A 17,234-nucleotide genomic window follows, 5' to 3' on the forward strand; every position below is an offset into this window, starting at 1 on the left:
GGACAGGTCGAATCATAGTACTATCACATCAATATGAGAATGGCATGACGCCAACAGCATCATGCAACGAACCACCCGATTTCTTTGATTGGAATTTCGATGCGCCAGCGTCCTCCGAGCATCGTACCCAGACAAATGATCAACAGTGTAATGCAGCAATGGTTCGTCAGGGTCGTCCCGGCCGGATTCGCCAGCATCGACCATGCGAGGGTTTTGAGACGGTTTGAAGGGATCCTGTCTTTACGATCAGTTTCCTGACATAACTAAGGATAGCAAAGAAGGCCGAGCTTGTCAAATGAATGTGACTTGGGTCATTTTGCAGCTAAACCGGTGGAATTCGACACCCCACTGATGTAGTTGCGCAGGCTGGAATAGCGCCAGGCGACCCATATCCCATTTGGTGAAGAGCATCGGAGTGGAATTCACCATTACCTACGGTTCTTGTTTGAGGGGCGAAACGGTCTGGGGATGCTCCACCAGTGGCGCCAGGTCATCCCTGGATCCTTCGGCCATAGGGATGCCGACGCGGTATGCCGCAGATGCTATGGCGTGGGCGGAAACGGGTCCCGCCATCATCAACAGGATGATCAGAAGCAGCGCCTTGGCCCATCCCAGGGGTGTCCAGAAGGCCGCAGCAACCAGCAGCAACACCACGCCAAAGACCCCGACTTTGCCAGTTGCGTGCAGCCGGGTGTAGGCATCGGGAAACCGAAGGTAGCCCAGGATGCCTACCACCGAAAAGAAGGTGCCGATAACCACGACGACGATGGTAAGTAGTTGTAGTGTTTGGTCCATGTTTACTTGTATTACTATGTCATGGCATCTTGACATCGTGACATGATTTAGAACATCTGCTCATCTGCTACATACTTGGCCAGGGCCAGGGTGCCGATGAAGCCCAGGGCTGCTAATCCCAGAGCCACATCGATGTAGATGCTGTCTCGTAGAATCAAGGCAACCAGGATCACCACGGCCAGCATGAGCGTGGTCACCAGATCGGTGGCAATGAGGCGATCGATTACATCCTCCCCGCGCCAGACGCGCCAGACAGCAATGGCGATCATGACGATGTGGATGACCAGGGCGGCATGCAGTACGACGATAAGGATGGATTCCATGAAAGGGTGTCCTTCTGGCTGTGTTTTACGGAATGATCTTATCCAGCAGTTCCCGTCGCATTTCCTGTGCGTCGGAGATATTCTCTTCGGTCCGGCTTGTATCGAGGCAATGGGTGTACATGATGCCATCCCCATCGATTTCGACCACCAGCTCTCCGGGCGTCAATGTAATGGCATGGGCACTAAGCGCCATGTTCAGTTCCGTATCGTTGACACAGGGAATGGCGATGATACCTGGATGAATCGGCAATCGGGGATCCAGAACGATACGGGCCGTCTGAATGCCGCTGGCTACCAGGTCAAAGATCAATATGGCGATGTAGCGGACCAGCGAGACGCCCGCGACCAGCCAATCCCGCAGGCTGGCATTGCGGCGTCTCGGCCGCCACAGGGCGATGATAATGCAGGACATCAGCAGCCCAAGCAGGATGTTGCCGGGGCTGAAATTCGAGGTGAGCGCCAGATAGGTGAGTGTAAACAGCGCTATCAAGATGAGGTAGCTCATGGTTAACCTCCCAGAACTGCCCGGATGTAGATACCTGGATCGCCCAGCCACGTGCTGGCTTCTTCTGCAGCTCGAACCAGTGGTTGAGCCCAAATGCCCAGAACCAATACGCAGCCGATCAGGAACGCAGGTGCGATCAGGCGATCACCCGCGGGTGGACACTCAACGTCCACCTCCGATGGGCTTGCTGCCTTTTGCCACCAGATGCGATTGAACGCTCGGACCGTGTAGATCAGGGTGAGAATGCTGGCCAGGCCAATCAGTAACAGCGACCAATCGTAGGCTCCATCGATACCACTGCCAAACAGCAGCATCTTGCTGATAAAGCCGTTGGTCGGCGGGATGCCCGACAGGGCCAACCCCCCTATGAAAAACAGCACGCCGGCTGCAGGCAGCGATCTTCCTGCACCGGACAGGGTCTGAAAGGCGGCGGACTTGCCGGGCGTCCAACTGGCCACAAAGCCGGCGATCATGATCATGGCCGATTTTATCAGCGCGTGGTTGAAGGCGAAGACGATGGCCGCCATAAGGGCTGCTTCCGTTCCCCAACCTATAGCCACCGTGATGAAGCCAATCTGGGCCATGGAGGAATAAGCCAGCATGCGTTTGACATCGTTGGTGCCAATGGCCGAAAGGCCGCCGAAAATCACACCAGCCACGCCCAGAACGATCAGGAAGCTGCGTATCTGTGGCGCCTGGGCCACGAACAACAGGGTGGTCATTCGCAGAAAGCCGTACACGCCGAGCTTGCCAACGACCGATGACAGAACGGCGCCAACGGCGGTCGGTGCCGTCATGTACAGATCGGGTTGCCAGAAGTGAAAGGGGAAAATCGCACTCTTGACCATAAAGGCGGCGAAAAGCAGTGCGATGGCAGGCATCAGCAACAGACGGTTGCCCTGGGTACTGATCTGTGCCGCCAGATCGGCCATGTTGAGCGTACCGTAGGACACATACAGGGCTCCAATTCCCAGCAGAATGAAAAAGGAGGCCAGTAGACTGAGGTACATGTACTTGTAGGCTGCCTCGGTGCTGCGTTGGTGGTCCGCGATAGCGGTCAGCACAGATCCCGAAATCAGCACAAGCTCGACAAAAACGTAGAAGTTAAAGAGATCACCCGTCAGGATAGCACCTGTCAGGCCTGCTGCGAGCATCAGGAACAGCACGTAGAAAGCGGGATAACGAACCACGCTGTCCCTGGAACCAATGGCATAGACGATACCCATCACGACGACCAGCTGGATCATGACCACAAAGATAGCTGCCAGAAGATCGGCTATCAGGGTGATGCCGAAGGGCGCCGGCCAATTCCCTGACTGGAAGACCAGCGGCTGATCAGTTCGCCACACGACGGCGAACAACAGAATGCTGGCGAGCAAAGATGCACTCATGGCAATCAGCGACCATGTGGCCTCGCGGCGGTTGTTTTTGCGCAGCAGCAATGCTATCGCCGCGCCGACGAACGGTATGAAAATGGGTAATAACAACAGATGACCGGTCATGATTGCTCGGGACTAATGTTTTAACCCGTCCAACTCGTCCATGTCGCTGGTGCCGTAGCGAGCGGAAATGATATAGAGCATGGACAGGACGAATGCCACGCTGCCCATGCTGATGACGATAGCTGTCAGAATCAGTGCTTGCGGCAGGGCACCGCTGCGCGTTCCCGGAACCGTGGAATAGGCGGGGCCCAGGGCATCATAGGCACCCGTCGACAGCAGAAAGAGATTGATGGCGTTGCCGATAATGATCAGGCCGATCACCGATCGGATGATGTTGCGGCGCAAGATCTGAAACATGCCGATGGCAAAAAGAGCGCCAATGGCCAGGGCGGTGAGCAGTTCCATTTGTCCATTAACTCCCTTGTATTTCTCCGATTTCCTGCAAGTCTTGCTCACTTTCTTCGTCCTGGAACTCCGGATGTCCCAGGGTACCCAACATGTAGGCGACGCTGCCGATGACTGTAATGAATATGGCCAGTTCAAAAATGAAGGAACTACTGATGTGGAAAGAACCGGGCAGGTGCAGGCCCACTAATTTGCCGTAGTCTTCGTTGCCCAAAAAACTACCGGTGAGAATGGCGGCAATCGCCCCATTGATCACTGCCAACAGTAGACCACAGGCGATGTAGAGCCCGGGTCGCACCCAGCGCAAGCGCCGCTGCGCCTCATCGAAGCCAAATACCACATACCACAATCCCATGGCCAGGCCTACGATCACACCTGCTGTGAAGCCATCTCCTGGTTGATCGTGGCCGAACATCAGATGGGTAGTGGCCAACACGATGGAGAGGGGCAATGTCACAAAAGCGGGCACCCTGATAAAGGACGACACTGGCAAACCGCCGATGCCAGAGGTTGGAAGACTCCTTATGGCCAACGGAATTATCGTTTGGCGCCAGCGGGTGTCGCCATGGGTGCGAGCGGCATAACGCAGCAGCGAATAGATTCCAAAACCAGCCATAGCGAAGACAGCGATCTCCATCACGGTATCCAGGGCGCGAAAGTCGACCACTACGGCGCCTACTATGTCGGTGGCGCCTGTCATGGCTTTGGCATTGGCCTCGTAAAAGGGCGTCACGTCACTCTCTCTCGGACGAGAGACCAGGGCAACCAGGGCAAGAATGGTGACGATCAGGCCCATCGCGGCGGAGAGCACCATGTCGCGCAGAACCTGGCCCCGCGCAATGCCGACTCGCCTTCGTAGATCCTGAGCCTGCCGACGTTGCAGCAGGGGAAGCCTGGTAAGGGCAAGTACCAGAATCACGACAGAAAGGATGTCAACCACGATCTGAACAAGAGCTACATCCGGTGCCGGCTCCAGTACTAGCAGAACAGCCATGCTTAACCCCGATGCGCCCAGGGCAAGGATGGCGTAGAAGTCGCGCTGCAGCACTACAGTTGCCAGAGAGGCCCCCACGATCAGAAGCAAGACAAAGAATTGTAGTAACCAGAACTCGAATTCAACTGTGGACCCCAGCGGCCCAAGCTCGGAAGTGTTTGGAAGCAGACGGAGGCCGCCGAACAGCCCTGTCAACAGGGCGGTACCGGCGATCACGATCGCCATGTAGGTGCGCAGATGGCCCTGTTGCATTCTTGTTGCCCAATAGGCAAGCTGGTCGATGGCGGCCATTACCCATGCGTAGATAGTGTCAAAACTGAACCAGGCCGGCGCGCGATTCTGAAAGCTTCGCACGCTGTCACGAAACAGGAAGAGCAAGAACCCAAGGGAAATAGCCACACCGGAGAGCAGCAATGGCACGTTGAGGCCGTGCCAGAAGGTCAGCGACACCTTGACGGGCGCCCCGAACGCATCTGTGGCGGCATTGGCGAGCAACATGGCTTCTTCTTTGGGCCCAGGCAGAAGTCCGATGATCAGGGAGAGTGAAGCCGGGATCGCCGGTGCCAGCAGCATGGCCCACGGCGCTTCGTGGCCATGGATGGTGGGATCCTTCGGTTTGCCTATGAAGGTGTCCCACACCAGCATGCCTGCCTGGGCAAGCATGAAGGCGCCGGCAAACACCACGGAGGCTGTGAACAGTTGCGAGACAATCGGCGGCAAAGATGGATGCAAGGAGCTGGCCAGCAGGGTCTCTTTGGCCAGGAATCCAAACATGGGCGGCAGACCGGCCATGGAAAGCGCGGCGATGAAGGCAATCACAAAGGTGTAGGGCATGACCCTGGCCAGGCCGCCAAGCCGGCGCAGATCGCGGGTGCCTGTTTCGTGGTCGACGATGCCTACGACCAGAAAGAGGGCGCTTTTGTAGAGTGCGTGGGCCGAAACGCCGATCACCAGCGCCTTGAAGCCAGATGCATCATCCTGGCCAATCAACATCATCAGGATGCCCAATTGGCTGATGGTGGAGTAGGCCAGCAGGGCTTTTAGGTCGTTTTGTTTCAGGCCAAGGTAGGCGCCGACAACCATGGCGATCATGCCCACAATGGTCAGCAGCCAGAACCACGCCTCGGTGAAGCCCAGGGATGGATTCATGCGCGCCATCAAAAAAATCCCAGCCTTGACCATGGTTGCCGAGTGCAGGAAGGCGCTGGCAGGCGTTGGTGCACTCATTGCACTGGGCAGCCAGATATGAGCCGGAACCTGGGCACTCTTGGTGAATGCGCCGAAGGCGACAAGGGCGAGCATTACGGGGTAAAGGGCGCTGCTTCGCAAGATGTCGCCGCTGTTGAGAATGGTGACCATGTCGGTGCCGCCGGCGACATAGCTGACAAACAGCAGTCCGGCCAGCAGGGCAATACCACCACCGCCGGTGATGACCAGTGCCTTGTATGCGCCCCTCCTGGCCTCCTCAGAATCAGTTTTGTATGCGATCAGAAGATAGGATGTGATGCTGGTTCCTTCCCAGAATATGAAAAGGGTAATGATATCTCCCGACATGACAAGGCCCAGCATGGAACCCATGAAGAGAAGGATGTAAACGAGAAAGCGCCAGGCTTCCTGGTCTCCCTTGAAGTACTGGCCGGTGTAAATGATGATCGAGATGCCGATGAATGTGACCAGCAAGGCAAAGAGCATGCCAAGCCCGTCCAGGTAGAAACCCAAGCTCAGACCCAGGGACGGAATCCAGGACACCTGCCATATGAGGATTTTCCCTGCGTTGATTTCCGGAAGCATCAGAAGCAGGATGATGAAGGCCGCGAGGGGGGCCAGGGACAGCAGCCAGCTTTGTTGTGAAATGGTCAGTCGGCGATTGAGACGCGGAAGTCCAAAGAGGGCTGCGACACCAGCCGCGGCAAATATGATGATCAGCGGCAGCATCAGGATCGGGGACAAGAATCACTCCGGCCGCGTGTGTTCATTGCTCGTGCTTGCGTGAAACATACAACTAAAAGTATACCATGGGTAATCGATTTGCAACAAGGGAATTGCAAGGAAAAAGCAGTCCAATTTATGATCGAAGTTGGACTGCTTCTGCCAGATCCCCGCGGGCCCCTCCGGGGTGCAGGCGAAGGCGGGTGTCCGTGGGCGTTTGCCGCGGAGTTTGCATCCTCAGATGCGAAAGGAGTCTGGCCAAGTCCCGAGACTGGCCCAGTCTGGTCTGACGGGTTGCGGAATTCGCTACCTACCGGTAGATCTCACTATCGGGATGAAAATCCAGCCAGGCCCAGTCGAAGGATGAGATATAAGGGATCGGCAGCAAGGCTTCTTCCTGGAGCTCGCCTTGCAGGCCCAATCCGTTGAGCAAACGCCATTGGCTGCCGGTTTCCCCATCCACCAGGGTCTCACCATCATCAGTCAACGACAGGGTCAATACTTTCTCGTCAACCTGTCGGAGATAGGCACGAATGTCGCGGGTATCCCTGTCAGCAATGACGGCGACCGGGAACGGCCCGACGAAGTCGTTGACAATCCCTTGCCGAACGAGTGCCCTGAAGTCGAATGCCTTGCTGTGCTCGCCAAGAACGATACCCGCAACCCAGTTGCCGGAAAGAGGCTCTGTTCGGGAAAAACCTCCACTCTTGCCAGTTGTCATGGCCAGCGTCTCGGGGTGTTGGCTCTTCCAGGTGTCCCACGGCACGATGGCGGCGGCAATCAAATCGAGGGTCGTGCCTTTGAGAGGGCCTGCGATGGCCTGCCCCCACACCTGGCTCCAGACGCTGCCTGTTTGATGATCGAACCAGGTCATGGCATTCATGAATAGGCCGCCCTGGTTGCCGAAAACGAAGATTTCTCCGTCGATTGTCCGGTCATGCACGATGCCGGTATAACAAAGAGGTCACCATGTTACCAGGATAGGCCTGCCACCCAACTCGTCGTTGACCATTTCGCGGCTGTTAAGGGGGCCTATGGCATAGGCCTTGGCATCGCCGTTGATCTCGACACCGATGACCAACTCATCGTCGTCGTAGGGAGCCTGTTCTGCTGCCACGAACTCCGGTTCGTAGACCGGTCGGATGGCGTCCCGGCTCAGCAGCTGACTCCAGCGATACTCGCCGTCGCTCAACTGATTGCTGGGGGGTGGCAGCGCATCAGGGGTTGGCGTGACAACGAGAAGACGCTCCTCTTGCGGATTCTGCTGCAAAGATTCACCGGTGGCAACTTCTCCCACCGGTTCTGAAACCGACGCTGCGGCACATGCTGAAATCACAAGGGATGCGATCGCCAGCCCCGCTATCCATTTCCACTTTCCAGACATAGCACGTTTCTCCAATCAACTATCATGATGCGCTTCCTTCTCATCCCATGATAGTTGAAAAGGTGCTATTGGTCGGTAAAGGCGCCTACACGGAGGTGCCATCCAGGCAGGGGAGTCGGGAAAGGGGGAGGCCTCATCAGGAGTCCAGCAACGGCAGGATCTCCTCCAGCGACTCCACGAAGTATTGGCAAAGACTGCGTGTTCCGCTCTCCAGGATGTTGCCGCCCGCGATGCCGATCGTCGGAAAGCCGGCCAGTCGAATGGCGCAGACGCCAGCACCACTGTCTTCGATGCCGACGATGCTGTTGCGGTTTTCGAACGGCATGCCCAGTCCCACGCGTGCGGTTTCAGCATACAGCCATGGGTGGGGTTTGGGTGACAGCTCCCCGAGGGTGCCAACCTGCCCCGGTCGCAGGGGGAATCCTGCGGTGATGATAGAATCGTAGAAATCCCGTGGATCGCCCAAATCCATGGCGCGAAAGGCCGAGAGAATCTCCGGGTATGCCTTTTCATAGAGCCCCGAGGTTACCAGGCCGATCTTGATACCGCGGGCCTTCAAAGCCAGGAGGAACTGTTTGAGCCCCGGCGTGGGCAGAAAGGCATCCCTTCGCCCATCACCCGCCAGGATGGCTTGCATCTCCCTATGGGTATGCTCGAAGTAGAGGGTTCGGGCCACCTCAAGAGCCTGGTTGGGACAGTATTTGTCCAGGCAATACTGCAGATGCTCCGACACACTGTGCCCTGAAACGAAGGGCAGGTCCGCGTTCTCCAACTCAAAGGAAGGATTGCCCAGAAGGCTTGCTGTGGTCTGTTCGATGATCCAGATCCAGAAATCCTCGCTGCGCACGCTGGTGCCATCCAGGTCCATGAGAACCGCCTGGACGGGTCGCTCCAGGCCAACAGGGTGAACGGGATAATAGGCCGGATATCCCAGCGCTGACCTGACATATGCCAGGGTGTGATCTTCGAAAGCGATGAATTCAACCCGCCGGTCGCCGGTCGCAAGTATCGCTTGAACACCCTTTTCAGCGATGGCGAAGGTGCCATCGCTGGAACGCGCCAAAGGGATGAGGTCGGAATCCTCTGGGAGTGACCCAAGGCCAGGAATGCTGAGCGGGCGTTTCAAAACTGGCATGGCGGTTTCCTTGGCTATCTGCAAGGCGAAAGATCCTGTTGACTATAGCCGCGACCTCTTTCCTTGTCAAAAGAGGCACTTCCATCACTTCTTAACTGGCGTTACGCAGGCTGTTGCCGGTCTTTGCGAAGCACGCCGCAGGTGTCTGACCGAGTTCGGCTGACGCTCACCCTCTCCGGGTCGGTTCCCAGGGATGCTGCGCATCCACTCCGCTGATCCCGAAGATCACGGCACACTCAATATGACGCCTGTGACCCACCCCCCGGCCCCCTCCCAATCTGGGAGGGGAGGGGGCAATAAACTAGACTCCTGCACGTGGATTCGTACTATTGGAAATTACCGAGGCGATTCTGGAACGTTGACGTCGGGTGCTACTCCTGATAGAATGCGGAACCGGACAACATCGAGTTGCTTTTCAAAGGTTTTTCGTAGCAAAGGGAGTCGACAATGGCAGGCAAACCGAAAGTTTTCGTAACGCGCGTTATTCCGGAGGAAGGATTGTCGGCGATCAGGGAGCAATGCGATGCCGATATTTGGACCGGGGAACTGCCACCGGCCCGAGAGATCGTGCTGGAAAGGGTCAGAGGGGTCGATGGCGTACTTTCATTGCTGACCGACAGGATGGATACCGAAGTTATGGAGGCCGCAGGACCGGGCCTCAAGGTGATCAGTAACTACGCGGTCGGTTTCGACAACATCGACGTTGCAGCAGCAACCAGCCGGGGCATTCCAATAGGGAACACCCCCGGTGTGCTCACCGAAACCACGGCAGATTTTGCCTTTGCTCTGTTAATGGCGGCTGCCCGGCGCGTTGTGGAGGGAGATCGATATACCCGGGCCGGCAAGTGGCAGACCTGGGGCCCGACTTTGTTACTGGGCCAGGACGTGGCTGGAGCCACCCTTGGTATTATTGGCTTTGGCCGGATCGGCAGGGCGTTGGCACGACGGGCCACCGGGTTCGGGATGACCATCCTTTTCTACGATCCGCTCTGCGAGGATGATCCCTACGCTGTCGAGATCGGCGCGCATTGCACCGATCTCGACGCCCTGCTGCGCCGTTCAGATTTCGTGTCGATCCATACGCCCCTCAACGATAAGACCTATCATCTGATTGGCAGCGAAAACCTGGCGAAGATGAAGTCTACGGCTGCGCTCATCAATACATCGCGCGGCCCTACCGTCGATCACGATGCGCTCTTCGAGGCGTTGCGCTCAGGTCAGATTGGCTATGCAGCCCTCGATGTCACAGAACCGGAGCCGATCCCGCCCGACCATCCTCTGTTGACCCTGGAAAATGTGATCGTGGTGCCTCATATCGCCAGCGCCAGTGTAGCGACCCGCGGCAAAATGTCGGAAATGGCAGCTGATAACCTCCTGGCCGGCTTAAACGGTCAGCGCCTGCCGAATTGTGTCAATCCCCAGGTATACGGTTGACGGATCGTTTGCCGCGCGTGGGCGGTCATTCGAATCCTCATCACACCTGCGCCAGATGTTCACAGTTTCTTCACAGGTCTGTGGGACACTATTTCCAGAACGACGGATGCACTTTCTCAAGAGAAAGAGGGAGTGCTACAAAGAAAGGAGATAGTGATGCAACACAGACGAATTCCCATGGTGCTACTAACGACTTTTTTCGTCATCGCGTTCCTGGTCCTTGGCGCTTCGGCTATTCGCCAGGATGCCTGGACCGAGGGTTACATGATGGGCCAACTGGCTGCCGGTGGTGGTGATGGATCTATGCTGCCCTATGCCATGATGGCAGGGGGGCGATCTGGCTCCGGAGGGTTCGCTCTGCTCCTGGGCATCGGGCTCTTGTTTCTGCTCTTCATGGCTCTGGGAAAGGGCTTCCGCTACAAGGCAATGAAAACGGCGGGTGGTCCGGACGCAGAGAAATGGTTCAAACAGATGCACGAGCGCGGTTGGGGTAGGCCACCCTGGTGTTGGGAAGCCGAAGAGAAGCCTACGGTGGAACCTGAGTCAACCGAGCCGGGAGTCCCGGCCGACGTCGAGATCGTGTCAGAGCAGTAAATCGCTGCAAGGGGTTCCGATTGTGCGGCAACGCATGTAAACGAATCCCTTTGCCAACTGCCGGGAGCCGTGGTACAACAACCTCGACTCCCGGCAGATATCTATATTCCCGACGAAAAATCATGAACGCAACTATCCTCGTTGTAGAAGACGAACCAAAGATCGCCAAACAGGCTCGCGATTACCTTGAGCGCAGCGGTTTTCTCGTGCATGTTGCGGGGGATGGACTCATGGCACTGGCCCAGGCGCGTCACAGCCGTCCCGACCTGATCGTACTGGATCTGAATCTGCCCGGCATGGATGGGCTGGATGTCTGCCGTGCATTGCGCAAGGAATCGGATGTTCCCATCATCATGCTCACCGCGCGGGTCGAAGAGACTGATCGCCTGATCGGCCTGGAGTTGGGTGCTGACGACTATATCAGCAAACCCTTTTCACCCAGGGAACTGGTAGCTCGTGTACGGGCGGTGCTGCGGCGAGTGCGGGGCGGGGTGCACCAGCCGGGTCTTGTGCGGGCCGGAGGACTGGAAATTGATTTGAACGGCCACCGGGTGACCCGGGAAGGGGAAACGATTCCCCTTACACGGACTGAGTTTAATCTCCTGGCAACGCTTGCTCAGCATCCGGGTCAGACATTCAGCCGGGCCCAATTGCTGGACCGGCTTCATGGGGTGGCCTACGAGGGATTCGAGCGAAGCGTCGATGCCCACATAAAAAACCTGCGGCAGAAACTGGAGGCCGATCCAGCTGATCCTCGTTACGTGCTCACCGTTTACGGCATTGGTTACAAGTTCAGTGACATGGTGTAGTCGTGCCCTGGCATAAACAGCGGAACCATTGGTCGAAGCAACCCTGGAAACAGGATCGGCATGGATTCCCGCGATGGCGAAACACCTCAAGACGAACCCGCCGTCGTTTTTTCCTGCGTTTTCTTCTGTTCATGGCCTTCATGAGCATTCTGTTCCTGGGAGGCATGGCTGCGCTGGCATTTCTCTTCACCAGGTTGTTTGGCGGCGGAGATCAGGTCGCTATTCTTGTCTGGTTGAGCGCCTGCGGCCTTGCACTGATCCTGCCTCTTGTGGGCATCCTGTTCGCATCGACCGCGTTTCGCCGGTATGCTACGCCGCTGACCGATGTGATGGCCGCTGCCGACGCAGTGGCTGCCGGCGATCTAAGCGCCCGAGTTTCGGAAACAGGTCCGGGCGAATTCGGGCAACTCGCCAGGTCGTTCAATCACATGGCCGAGGAATTGGAACAGGAAAACCAACGAAGGCGAAATCTGACCGCCGACGTGGCTCATGAGTTGCGTACACCGCTGCAGATCATTCAGGGCAACCTGGAAGGAATCCTGGATGGCATTTATGAGCCGACCGATGAGCACGTGGGTGCAACGTTGGAGGAAACCCGGGCCCTGGCGCGATTGGTGCAGGATCTGCGCACCCTTTCCCTGGCGGAAAGTGGGGAATTGCCTATGGCATGGCAGGATGTCGAGGTGGGTGAGCTTCTGGAGGATGTCCGAACGAGCTTCGTCGGTCAGGCAGAAGCGGCAGGGGTTGACATTGAGGTGGTTACACATCCGGGTACGAGCGACTCCATCGATTCCCTGCGAATCATGGCTGATGAGGGGCGGCTCAATCAGGCCTTGAGTAATCTGTTATCCAATGCCTTGCGGCATACGCCAGCGGGCGGTAAGATAATCCTGGAAGCCATGGCTACGCCAGCGGCGGTCTCTATCAGGATTACCGATACCGGAGAGGGAATCCTGCCGGAGAATCTCCCCTATATCTTCGATCGCTTCTGGCGGGCGGATCCTTCCCGCTCCCACAGCAGCGGCGCTGGCAGCGGATTGGGCCTGGCGATTACCAGGCAGTTGGTGCAGGCCCACCGCGGGCAGATTTCGGTCACCAGCCGGGCAGGTGAGGGCACCACCTTTTTGATCGAGCTTCCCGCTGACGGGTCGATCCACTGACGATGTTCGTGAACTCCAGCCTGTGCTGAAGTGCCATGCATTCCCCATTCGCATCTGAGGATGCGAACTCCACACTGATCTTACTTACGAATTGCTCTCGCCCACCACCTCCGCGCCGTTGGTGGCGTGACAGATATAGATGTTGGGGGAAAGCCCGGTGGCTGTCTGGTAGTCCCGGACAACCAACTCTCCAAATTCCTCTGCAGTGTCCGAGTGAACCAGGGCCACGGCGCAGCCACCGAAGCCAGCGCCGGTCATGCGGGCCCCGAAGCATCCCGTCTGTCGCCGGGCGATCTCTACCATGGTGTTCAATTCAGGGCTGGACACTTCAAAATCATCCCGCAGGCTGGCGTGGCTGGCATCCATCAACCTGCCGAGTTCTACGGCATCGCCGGCCTGCATGGCCTCGACCGCTTGCAGCGTGCGGTCGTTTTCCGTAATCACATGCTGGGCTCTTCGACGGGTCAGATCGTCCAGTTCGTCGGCTCGGGCTTCGAACTCGATCAGGGAAACATCGCGCAATGCCGGCACGCCGAAGAAGCGGGCTGCCGCCTCGCACTGGGAGCGCCTTTCATTATAGGCAGAGTCCACCAGGCCGCGGCGGGTGGCTGTGTCCAGCACTACCACGGCGGTGTCTGGCGGTAAAGGGACAGCGGTCGATTCCAGCGACCGGCAATCGATCAACATGGCGTGGTCCTGTTTACCCGCAGCGGAGATCATCTGGTCCATGATGCCGCAGTTGACCCCCACCCACCGGTTCTCTGCCAACTGGGCCAGCGTCGCCATGGGGGCCGCTTCCCAGGGAAAGCCGGAAACCTCGGAAAAGGAGCGTGCCGTAGCCAATTCAAGAGCAGCCGACGAGGAGAGGCCTGCCGCGCGAGGAACATCGCCCGTTAACACCCCTTCCCATCCCATGAGTTCATAGCCATTTTCCTGCAGGGCCCAGGCGACTCCCTTCGGGTACTCGAGCCAGCCATTGCCCTGCACCAGATTATTGAGGCTAAAGCCATCTTCGACGTCAAAATCCAGGGAGGCGAGTTGGACACGGTCGTCGGTGCGTGGCCGGAGAGCGATCCAGATGGCCCGGTCGATGGCCATGGGCAGAACGAATCCATCGTTGTAGTCAGTGTGTTCGCCGATCAGATTTACCCTGCCTGGCGCGCGTACGACCGCAGCTGGCGCTTCTCCGAATCGTTGCACAAAGGCCTCGATAACCTGTTGCTGCCAGTTCATGAATTTTCCTTTTCCGGAGTCAGTCGGTGTAGCCAGTGGGATGAGCCTGATGCCAGCGCCAGGCGCTCTCGACGATGTCGCGCAGATCAGGATGCTGGGGATCCCAGCCCAATTCCCGCCGTACCTTTTCGCTGCTGGCGACAAGCACAGCTGGATCACCCGGACGCCTGGGTCCAATCTCAGCCGGAATCGCATGGCCGGTAACCTGACGCGCCACCTCGATCACTTCTTTTACGCTGAATCCCTGGCCGTTTCCAAGATTGTAGGTGCGGCTGCCCTGATCGAGCGCTTCCAGCGCCAGAATGTGCGCCTGGGCCAGGTCCAGGACATGCACGTAATCGCGGACGCAGGTGCCGTCGGGCGTGGGATAGTCATCGCCAAAGATCACGATCTTATCACGTTTCCCCTGGGCTACCGAGAGTACCAGTGGAATGAGATGAGGCTCCGGGTTGTGGTCCTCTCCGCGCTCGGCGGAAGCGCCACAGGCGTTGAAATAGCGCAGAGCTCCATAGCGCAATCCATAGACTCGATCCAGCCAGTAGAGAAAACGCTCGAGAATGTACTTGGATTCGCCGTAAGGGCTGCCGGGGATGATCCGCTCCTGCTCGTCGATGGGCATGCGCTCTGGATCGTCGAAGAGATTGGCAGTAGAGGAGAGGATGAAGCGGCGCACATCGTGTTCAACCGCGCTCTGCATAAGATTCAGGCCATTGGTGACGTTCTCGCCGATATAGAGGAATGGCTCTTCCATGGACTCGCCCGGCAATGTGTGGGAGGCGAAGTGCATGATTGCCTCAGGCCGGTGTTTGGCCATCACCGAGTCCACCAAGGCGCGATCTGCCAGGTCGCCCTCCACGAACACTGCATTGGGATGCACGGCTTTTCGATGGCCCTGATAGAGGTTGTCCAGGACGATAACCGATTGGCCCTTGCCGACAAGCTGTTCCACGACGATGCTGCCGATATAACCGGCACCGCCTGTCACCAGAATTATCATACGAGTCTCCTTCGAATCTCCTTGTGTGGCTTCTCATAGATTATCCACCAGCTTTGCAGCGGGGTCAAATAGCAGGTGGCCCCAATTGTCACGGAGGATTCCAAGCGGCTACTGCCAAGGGCTACGGGAATTCATCCTGAGTGAGCGCCAGCTTCTCTCACTGTTCTTTTTGGCAAAACAAAATGAACCACGCGCTTTTGATAAGCTTGGAGCGAAAGAACTATTCGGTTATACTGGGGAAGAGAAAGTCCTTTACATCAGTATGCGAGGTAGTGATATGGAAATTCCTATGACTGCAATAGAAATGACAGGCACAGTTGATGAGCATAGTCAGCTAAAACTGGACGGTTCCCTTCCGTTTTCCGGCCCCAGGCGCGTAAGGGTTATAGTTTTGTCACCGCTGGATGATGAAATAGGTGAGATTTCGTGGCTGCAAGTGGCATCGCGTAACCCTGCATTTGCATTCCTGGCTGAGCCAGAAGAAGATATTTATTCCATAACTGATGGGGAACCATTCAATGACGAAGTATAAAGTCGTACTTGTGCCTTTTCCATTTGATGATTTGTCCAGCAGCAAGGTTCGTCCAGCGGTGTGTCTGACTGAACCAATCGGTCAATATAGGCATGTAGTCTTGGCGTTTATCACAAGCCGGATTCCAGAAGAAATATTGGCAACCGACATCTTGATAGCAACTGATGACGAAGATTTCGAGACTTCAGGTTTACGAGTTTCATCAACCTTGCGTTTGCATCGTATGATGACCGCGACTGTCAATATCATCCAACGAGAATTGGGACAACTACCTGAGACAAAGCAAGAAATCGTAAAAAGCAGATTGAGAGCATTGTTCGATTTGCAGTAGTCGGGGCAAATACAGTGCATCCCAATTCGGGAAAGAAGTGGCGATGGCAGGTAAAAAACGACCACTTGTAATACCTGGAAAGCCCAGACCCTACGTGATGGCCCATCGGGGCAACAAGGTCGTTTGCCCGGAGAACACCCTGGCTTCCTTTCGTCAGGCCCTGGCCGACGGCGCCGATATTATCGAAACCGACCTGCATCTCACGGCGGACGGGGTTTTTGTCTGCATTCATGATGCCACAGTGGACCGCACGACCGACGGCACTGGGCCGGTAGCGGGCATGACCCTGCCTCAGCTTAAGACCCTCAGCGCTTTTTATAACATGCCTGGCTTCGAAGCAGAACGTGTCCCCGCCCTCAGCGATCTGGCGGCGATCCTTCCCGAAGACATTCCTCTGGCTCTGGAGCTGAAGACAGATCGTTTCCTGGAAAAGGATGTCTGTTGCCGGTTGGCCGATCAGCTGGCAGCGATGGGTTTGAGAGAGCGCACGATCGTGCTTTCCTTTAGCCTGGACCGATTGAAAACTGTGCACAGTGTTGCCCCGGATATTCTCTTCGGTGTCATCACCCTCTCCGGGGTGTGGCCCGATCCACAGGCTCAATTCCTCGGACCCTTATGGCCGATCCTGCTTCTGAATCCCCTCTACACCTGGCTTGCCCATCGACGAGGCCAGTTGGTAGCACCCCTGGATCCCAACCCCGATGCCCGGCTCTGGCTCTACAGACTGTTGGGTTGTGATGCCGTTCTCAGCGATGATCCAGCATCCACGGTCAAAGCACTGGGACGTCGTTCATGATCCCCTGCTAACTGTGTTATAATAGCGCCCGGCATTGCGCGGCGATTCTGACGGAACTGCCGAATGGCGCCGAGGTAGATTATGAACGAAACAGAACCGAAGCCAGGCAGGGAAGATCTGTCAGTGGAGGGTGATTGGATAGCGCCAGGTTTGATTTCGCTGAAGAGCCGGCGCCATTTTCTCATCCTGCTCGCCAGCGGTGCCGCAAGTCTGGCCTTGCAGGCTTGTGGGCGTGGTACCCCGACACCGACGCCCACGCCAACCCGGACGCGCACACCTGCGCCCACCGATACGGCAACTCCTTCTCCTCCCACTGCGACACCCACGCCAACCAGTTTGCCCACTGACGGACCAACTGAGACACCCGCCGCGACACCAGAAGCGACTCCCACGCCAACTGCAACCCCTTTCCCACCAGGGCCGCCGAGCAAACTTG

The 17,234-nt window shown here is 57.1% G+C and carries 18 protein-coding genes; 8 read left to right on the forward strand and 10 right to left on the reverse strand.

Annotated elements, in window-relative coordinates:
• Window positions 1-432 precede the first annotated feature (432 nt).
• The 8 genes from mnhG to U9R25_10490 all read right to left on the reverse strand — a co-directional run bounded on the left by mnhG (window position 433) and on the right by U9R25_10490 (window position 8,912).
• Window positions 433-795 (reverse strand): monovalent cation/H(+) antiporter subunit G, encoded by a 363-nt coding sequence (gene mnhG / locus U9R25_10455; GenBank protein MEA3336321.1) that lies wholly within the window; start codon window positions 793-795, stop codon window positions 433-435.
• Window positions 796-842: 47 nt separating this feature from the next.
• On the reverse strand, window positions 843-1,118 hold the full coding sequence (locus U9R25_10460; protein ID MEA3336322.1) for a monovalent cation/H+ antiporter complex subunit F: 276 nt from the start codon (window positions 1,116-1,118) through the stop codon (window positions 843-845).
• A gap of 25 nt (window positions 1,119-1,143) precedes the next feature.
• A complete protein-coding gene (locus tag U9R25_10465; GenBank protein MEA3336323.1) occupies window positions 1,144-1,623 on the reverse strand; it encodes a Na+/H+ antiporter subunit E in 480 nt (159 codons plus the stop codon).
• 2 nt (window positions 1,624-1,625) lie between these two features.
• Window positions 1,626-3,125 (reverse strand): proton-conducting transporter membrane subunit, encoded by a 1,500-nt coding sequence (locus U9R25_10470; GenBank protein MEA3336324.1) that lies wholly within the window; start codon window positions 3,123-3,125, stop codon window positions 1,626-1,628.
• 12 nt (window positions 3,126-3,137) lie between these two features.
• Window positions 3,138-3,470: a sodium:proton antiporter gene (locus tag U9R25_10475; GenBank protein ID MEA3336325.1), complete on the reverse strand. Its 333-nt coding sequence runs from the start codon at window positions 3,468-3,470 to the stop codon at window positions 3,138-3,140.
• Between the two features lie 7 nt (window positions 3,471-3,477).
• On the reverse strand, window positions 3,478-6,414 hold the full coding sequence (gene mbhE, locus U9R25_10480; protein MEA3336326.1) for a hydrogen gas-evolving membrane-bound hydrogenase subunit E: 2,937 nt from the start codon (window positions 6,412-6,414) through the stop codon (window positions 3,478-3,480).
• Between the two features lie 289 nt (window positions 6,415-6,703).
• Window positions 6,704-7,777 carry a DUF3179 domain-containing (seleno)protein gene (locus tag U9R25_10485; protein ID MEA3336327.1) on the reverse strand — a complete coding sequence of 358 codons (1,074 nt, stop codon included), beginning with the start codon at window positions 7,775-7,777 and terminating at the stop codon, window positions 6,704-6,706.
• A gap of 136 nt (window positions 7,778-7,913) precedes the next feature.
• Window positions 7,914-8,912, reverse strand: coding sequence for an HAD hydrolase-like protein (locus tag U9R25_10490; GenBank protein MEA3336328.1), 999 nt, complete (start codon window positions 8,910-8,912; stop codon window positions 7,914-7,916).
• 447 nt (window positions 8,913-9,359) lie between these two features.
• Here U9R25_10490 and U9R25_10495 point away from each other — a divergent pair, with 447 nt between their 5' ends.
• The 4 genes from U9R25_10495 (at window position 9,360) to U9R25_10510 (ending at window position 12,909) form a co-directional block, all read left to right on the forward strand.
• Window positions 9,360-10,346 carry a D-glycerate dehydrogenase gene (locus tag U9R25_10495; GenBank protein MEA3336329.1) on the forward strand — a complete coding sequence of 329 codons (987 nt, stop codon included), beginning with the start codon at window positions 9,360-9,362 and terminating at the stop codon, window positions 10,344-10,346.
• Window positions 10,347-10,502: 156 nt separating this feature from the next.
• Window positions 10,503-10,940: a hypothetical protein gene (locus tag U9R25_10500; protein ID MEA3336330.1), complete on the forward strand. Its 438-nt coding sequence runs from the start codon at window positions 10,503-10,505 to the stop codon at window positions 10,938-10,940.
• A 122-nt stretch (window positions 10,941-11,062) separates the two neighbouring features.
• Entirely contained in the window at window positions 11,063-11,749 is a 687-nt protein-coding gene (locus U9R25_10505) for a response regulator transcription factor (protein ID MEA3336331.1), read from the forward strand.
• Between the two features lie 140 nt (window positions 11,750-11,889).
• The gene (locus U9R25_10510; protein ID MEA3336332.1) at window positions 11,890-12,909 is read left to right on the forward strand and encodes an ATP-binding protein; all 1,020 of its coding nucleotides are present in this window, start codon (window positions 11,890-11,892) and stop codon (window positions 12,907-12,909) included.
• Between the two features lie 84 nt (window positions 12,910-12,993).
• On the opposite strand, the gene galK is transcribed toward U9R25_10510, so the two are convergent.
• Both galK and galE read right to left on the reverse strand, forming a co-directional pair.
• Window positions 12,994-14,142 (reverse strand): galactokinase, encoded by a 1,149-nt coding sequence (galK, locus tag U9R25_10515; GenBank protein ID MEA3336333.1) that lies wholly within the window; start codon window positions 14,140-14,142, stop codon window positions 12,994-12,996.
• Window positions 14,143-14,161: 19 nt separating this feature from the next.
• Complete coding sequence (galE, locus tag U9R25_10520; protein ID MEA3336334.1) at window positions 14,162-15,139, reverse strand: UDP-glucose 4-epimerase GalE; 978 nt, start codon at window positions 15,137-15,139, stop codon at window positions 14,162-14,164.
• Window positions 15,140-15,224: 85 nt separating this feature from the next.
• Here galE and U9R25_10525 point away from each other — a divergent pair, with 85 nt between their 5' ends.
• From U9R25_10525 to U9R25_10540, 4 genes are all read left to right on the forward strand, one after another.
• On the forward strand, window positions 15,225-15,671 hold the full coding sequence (locus U9R25_10525; GenBank protein ID MEA3336335.1) for a hypothetical protein: 447 nt from the start codon (window positions 15,225-15,227) through the stop codon (window positions 15,669-15,671).
• Complete coding sequence (locus tag U9R25_10530) at window positions 15,658-16,002, forward strand: type II toxin-antitoxin system PemK/MazF family toxin (GenBank protein MEA3336336.1); 345 nt, start codon at window positions 15,658-15,660, stop codon at window positions 16,000-16,002. Before U9R25_10525 ends, U9R25_10530 begins: the two co-directional genes overlap by 14 nt.
• A gap of 43 nt (window positions 16,003-16,045) precedes the next feature.
• Entirely contained in the window at window positions 16,046-16,798 is a 753-nt protein-coding gene (locus U9R25_10535) for a glycerophosphodiester phosphodiesterase (protein ID MEA3336337.1), read from the forward strand.
• Between the two features lie 81 nt (window positions 16,799-16,879).
• Window positions 16,880-17,234 (forward strand): hypothetical protein (locus tag U9R25_10540; protein ID MEA3336338.1); only part of this gene is annotated, 355 nt, incomplete at its 3' end.

The organism is Chloroflexota bacterium (assembly GCA_034717495.1).
Classification (GTDB): Bacteria; Chloroflexota; Anaerolineae; order JAAEKA01; family JAAEKA01; genus JAYELL01.

Bases quoted from the DNA above. Each gene is read 5' to 3' on its own strand.
- mnhG (MEA3336321.1), bottom strand. From the start codon at position 795: ATGGACCAAACACTACAACTACTTACCATCGTCGTCGTGGTTATCGGC.
- U9R25_10460 (MEA3336322.1), bottom strand. From the start codon at position 1,118: ATGGAATCCATCCTTATCGTCGTACTGCATGCCGCCCTGGTCATCCAC.
- U9R25_10465 (MEA3336323.1), bottom strand. From the start codon at position 1,623: ATGAGCTACCTCATCTTGATAGCGCTGTTTACACTCACCTATCTGGCG.
- U9R25_10470 (MEA3336324.1), bottom strand. From the start codon at position 3,125: ATGACCGGTCATCTGTTGTTATTACCCATTTTCATACCGTTCGTCGGC.
- U9R25_10475 (MEA3336325.1), bottom strand. From the start codon at position 3,470: ATGGAACTGCTCACCGCCCTGGCCATTGGCGCTCTTTTTGCCATCGGC.
- U9R25_10490 (MEA3336328.1), bottom strand. From the start codon at position 8,912: ATGCCAGTTTTGAAACGCCCGCTCAGCATTCCTGGCCTTGGGTCACTC.
- U9R25_10495 (MEA3336329.1), top strand. From the start codon at position 9,360: ATGGCAGGCAAACCGAAAGTTTTCGTAACGCGCGTTATTCCGGAGGAA.
- U9R25_10500 (MEA3336330.1), top strand. From the start codon at position 10,503: ATGCAACACAGACGAATTCCCATGGTGCTACTAACGACTTTTTTCGTC.
- U9R25_10505 (MEA3336331.1), top strand. From the start codon at position 11,063: ATGAACGCAACTATCCTCGTTGTAGAAGACGAACCAAAGATCGCCAAA.
- U9R25_10510 (MEA3336332.1), top strand. From the start codon at position 11,890: ATGAGCATTCTGTTCCTGGGAGGCATGGCTGCGCTGGCATTTCTCTTC.
- galK (MEA3336333.1), bottom strand. From the start codon at position 14,142: ATGAACTGGCAGCAACAGGTTATCGAGGCCTTTGTGCAACGATTCGGA.
- galE (MEA3336334.1), bottom strand. From the start codon at position 15,139: ATGATAATTCTGGTGACAGGCGGTGCCGGTTATATCGGCAGCATCGTC.
- U9R25_10530 (MEA3336336.1), top strand. From the start codon at position 15,658: ATGACGAAGTATAAAGTCGTACTTGTGCCTTTTCCATTTGATGATTTG.
- U9R25_10535 (MEA3336337.1), top strand. From the start codon at position 16,046: ATGGCAGGTAAAAAACGACCACTTGTAATACCTGGAAAGCCCAGACCC.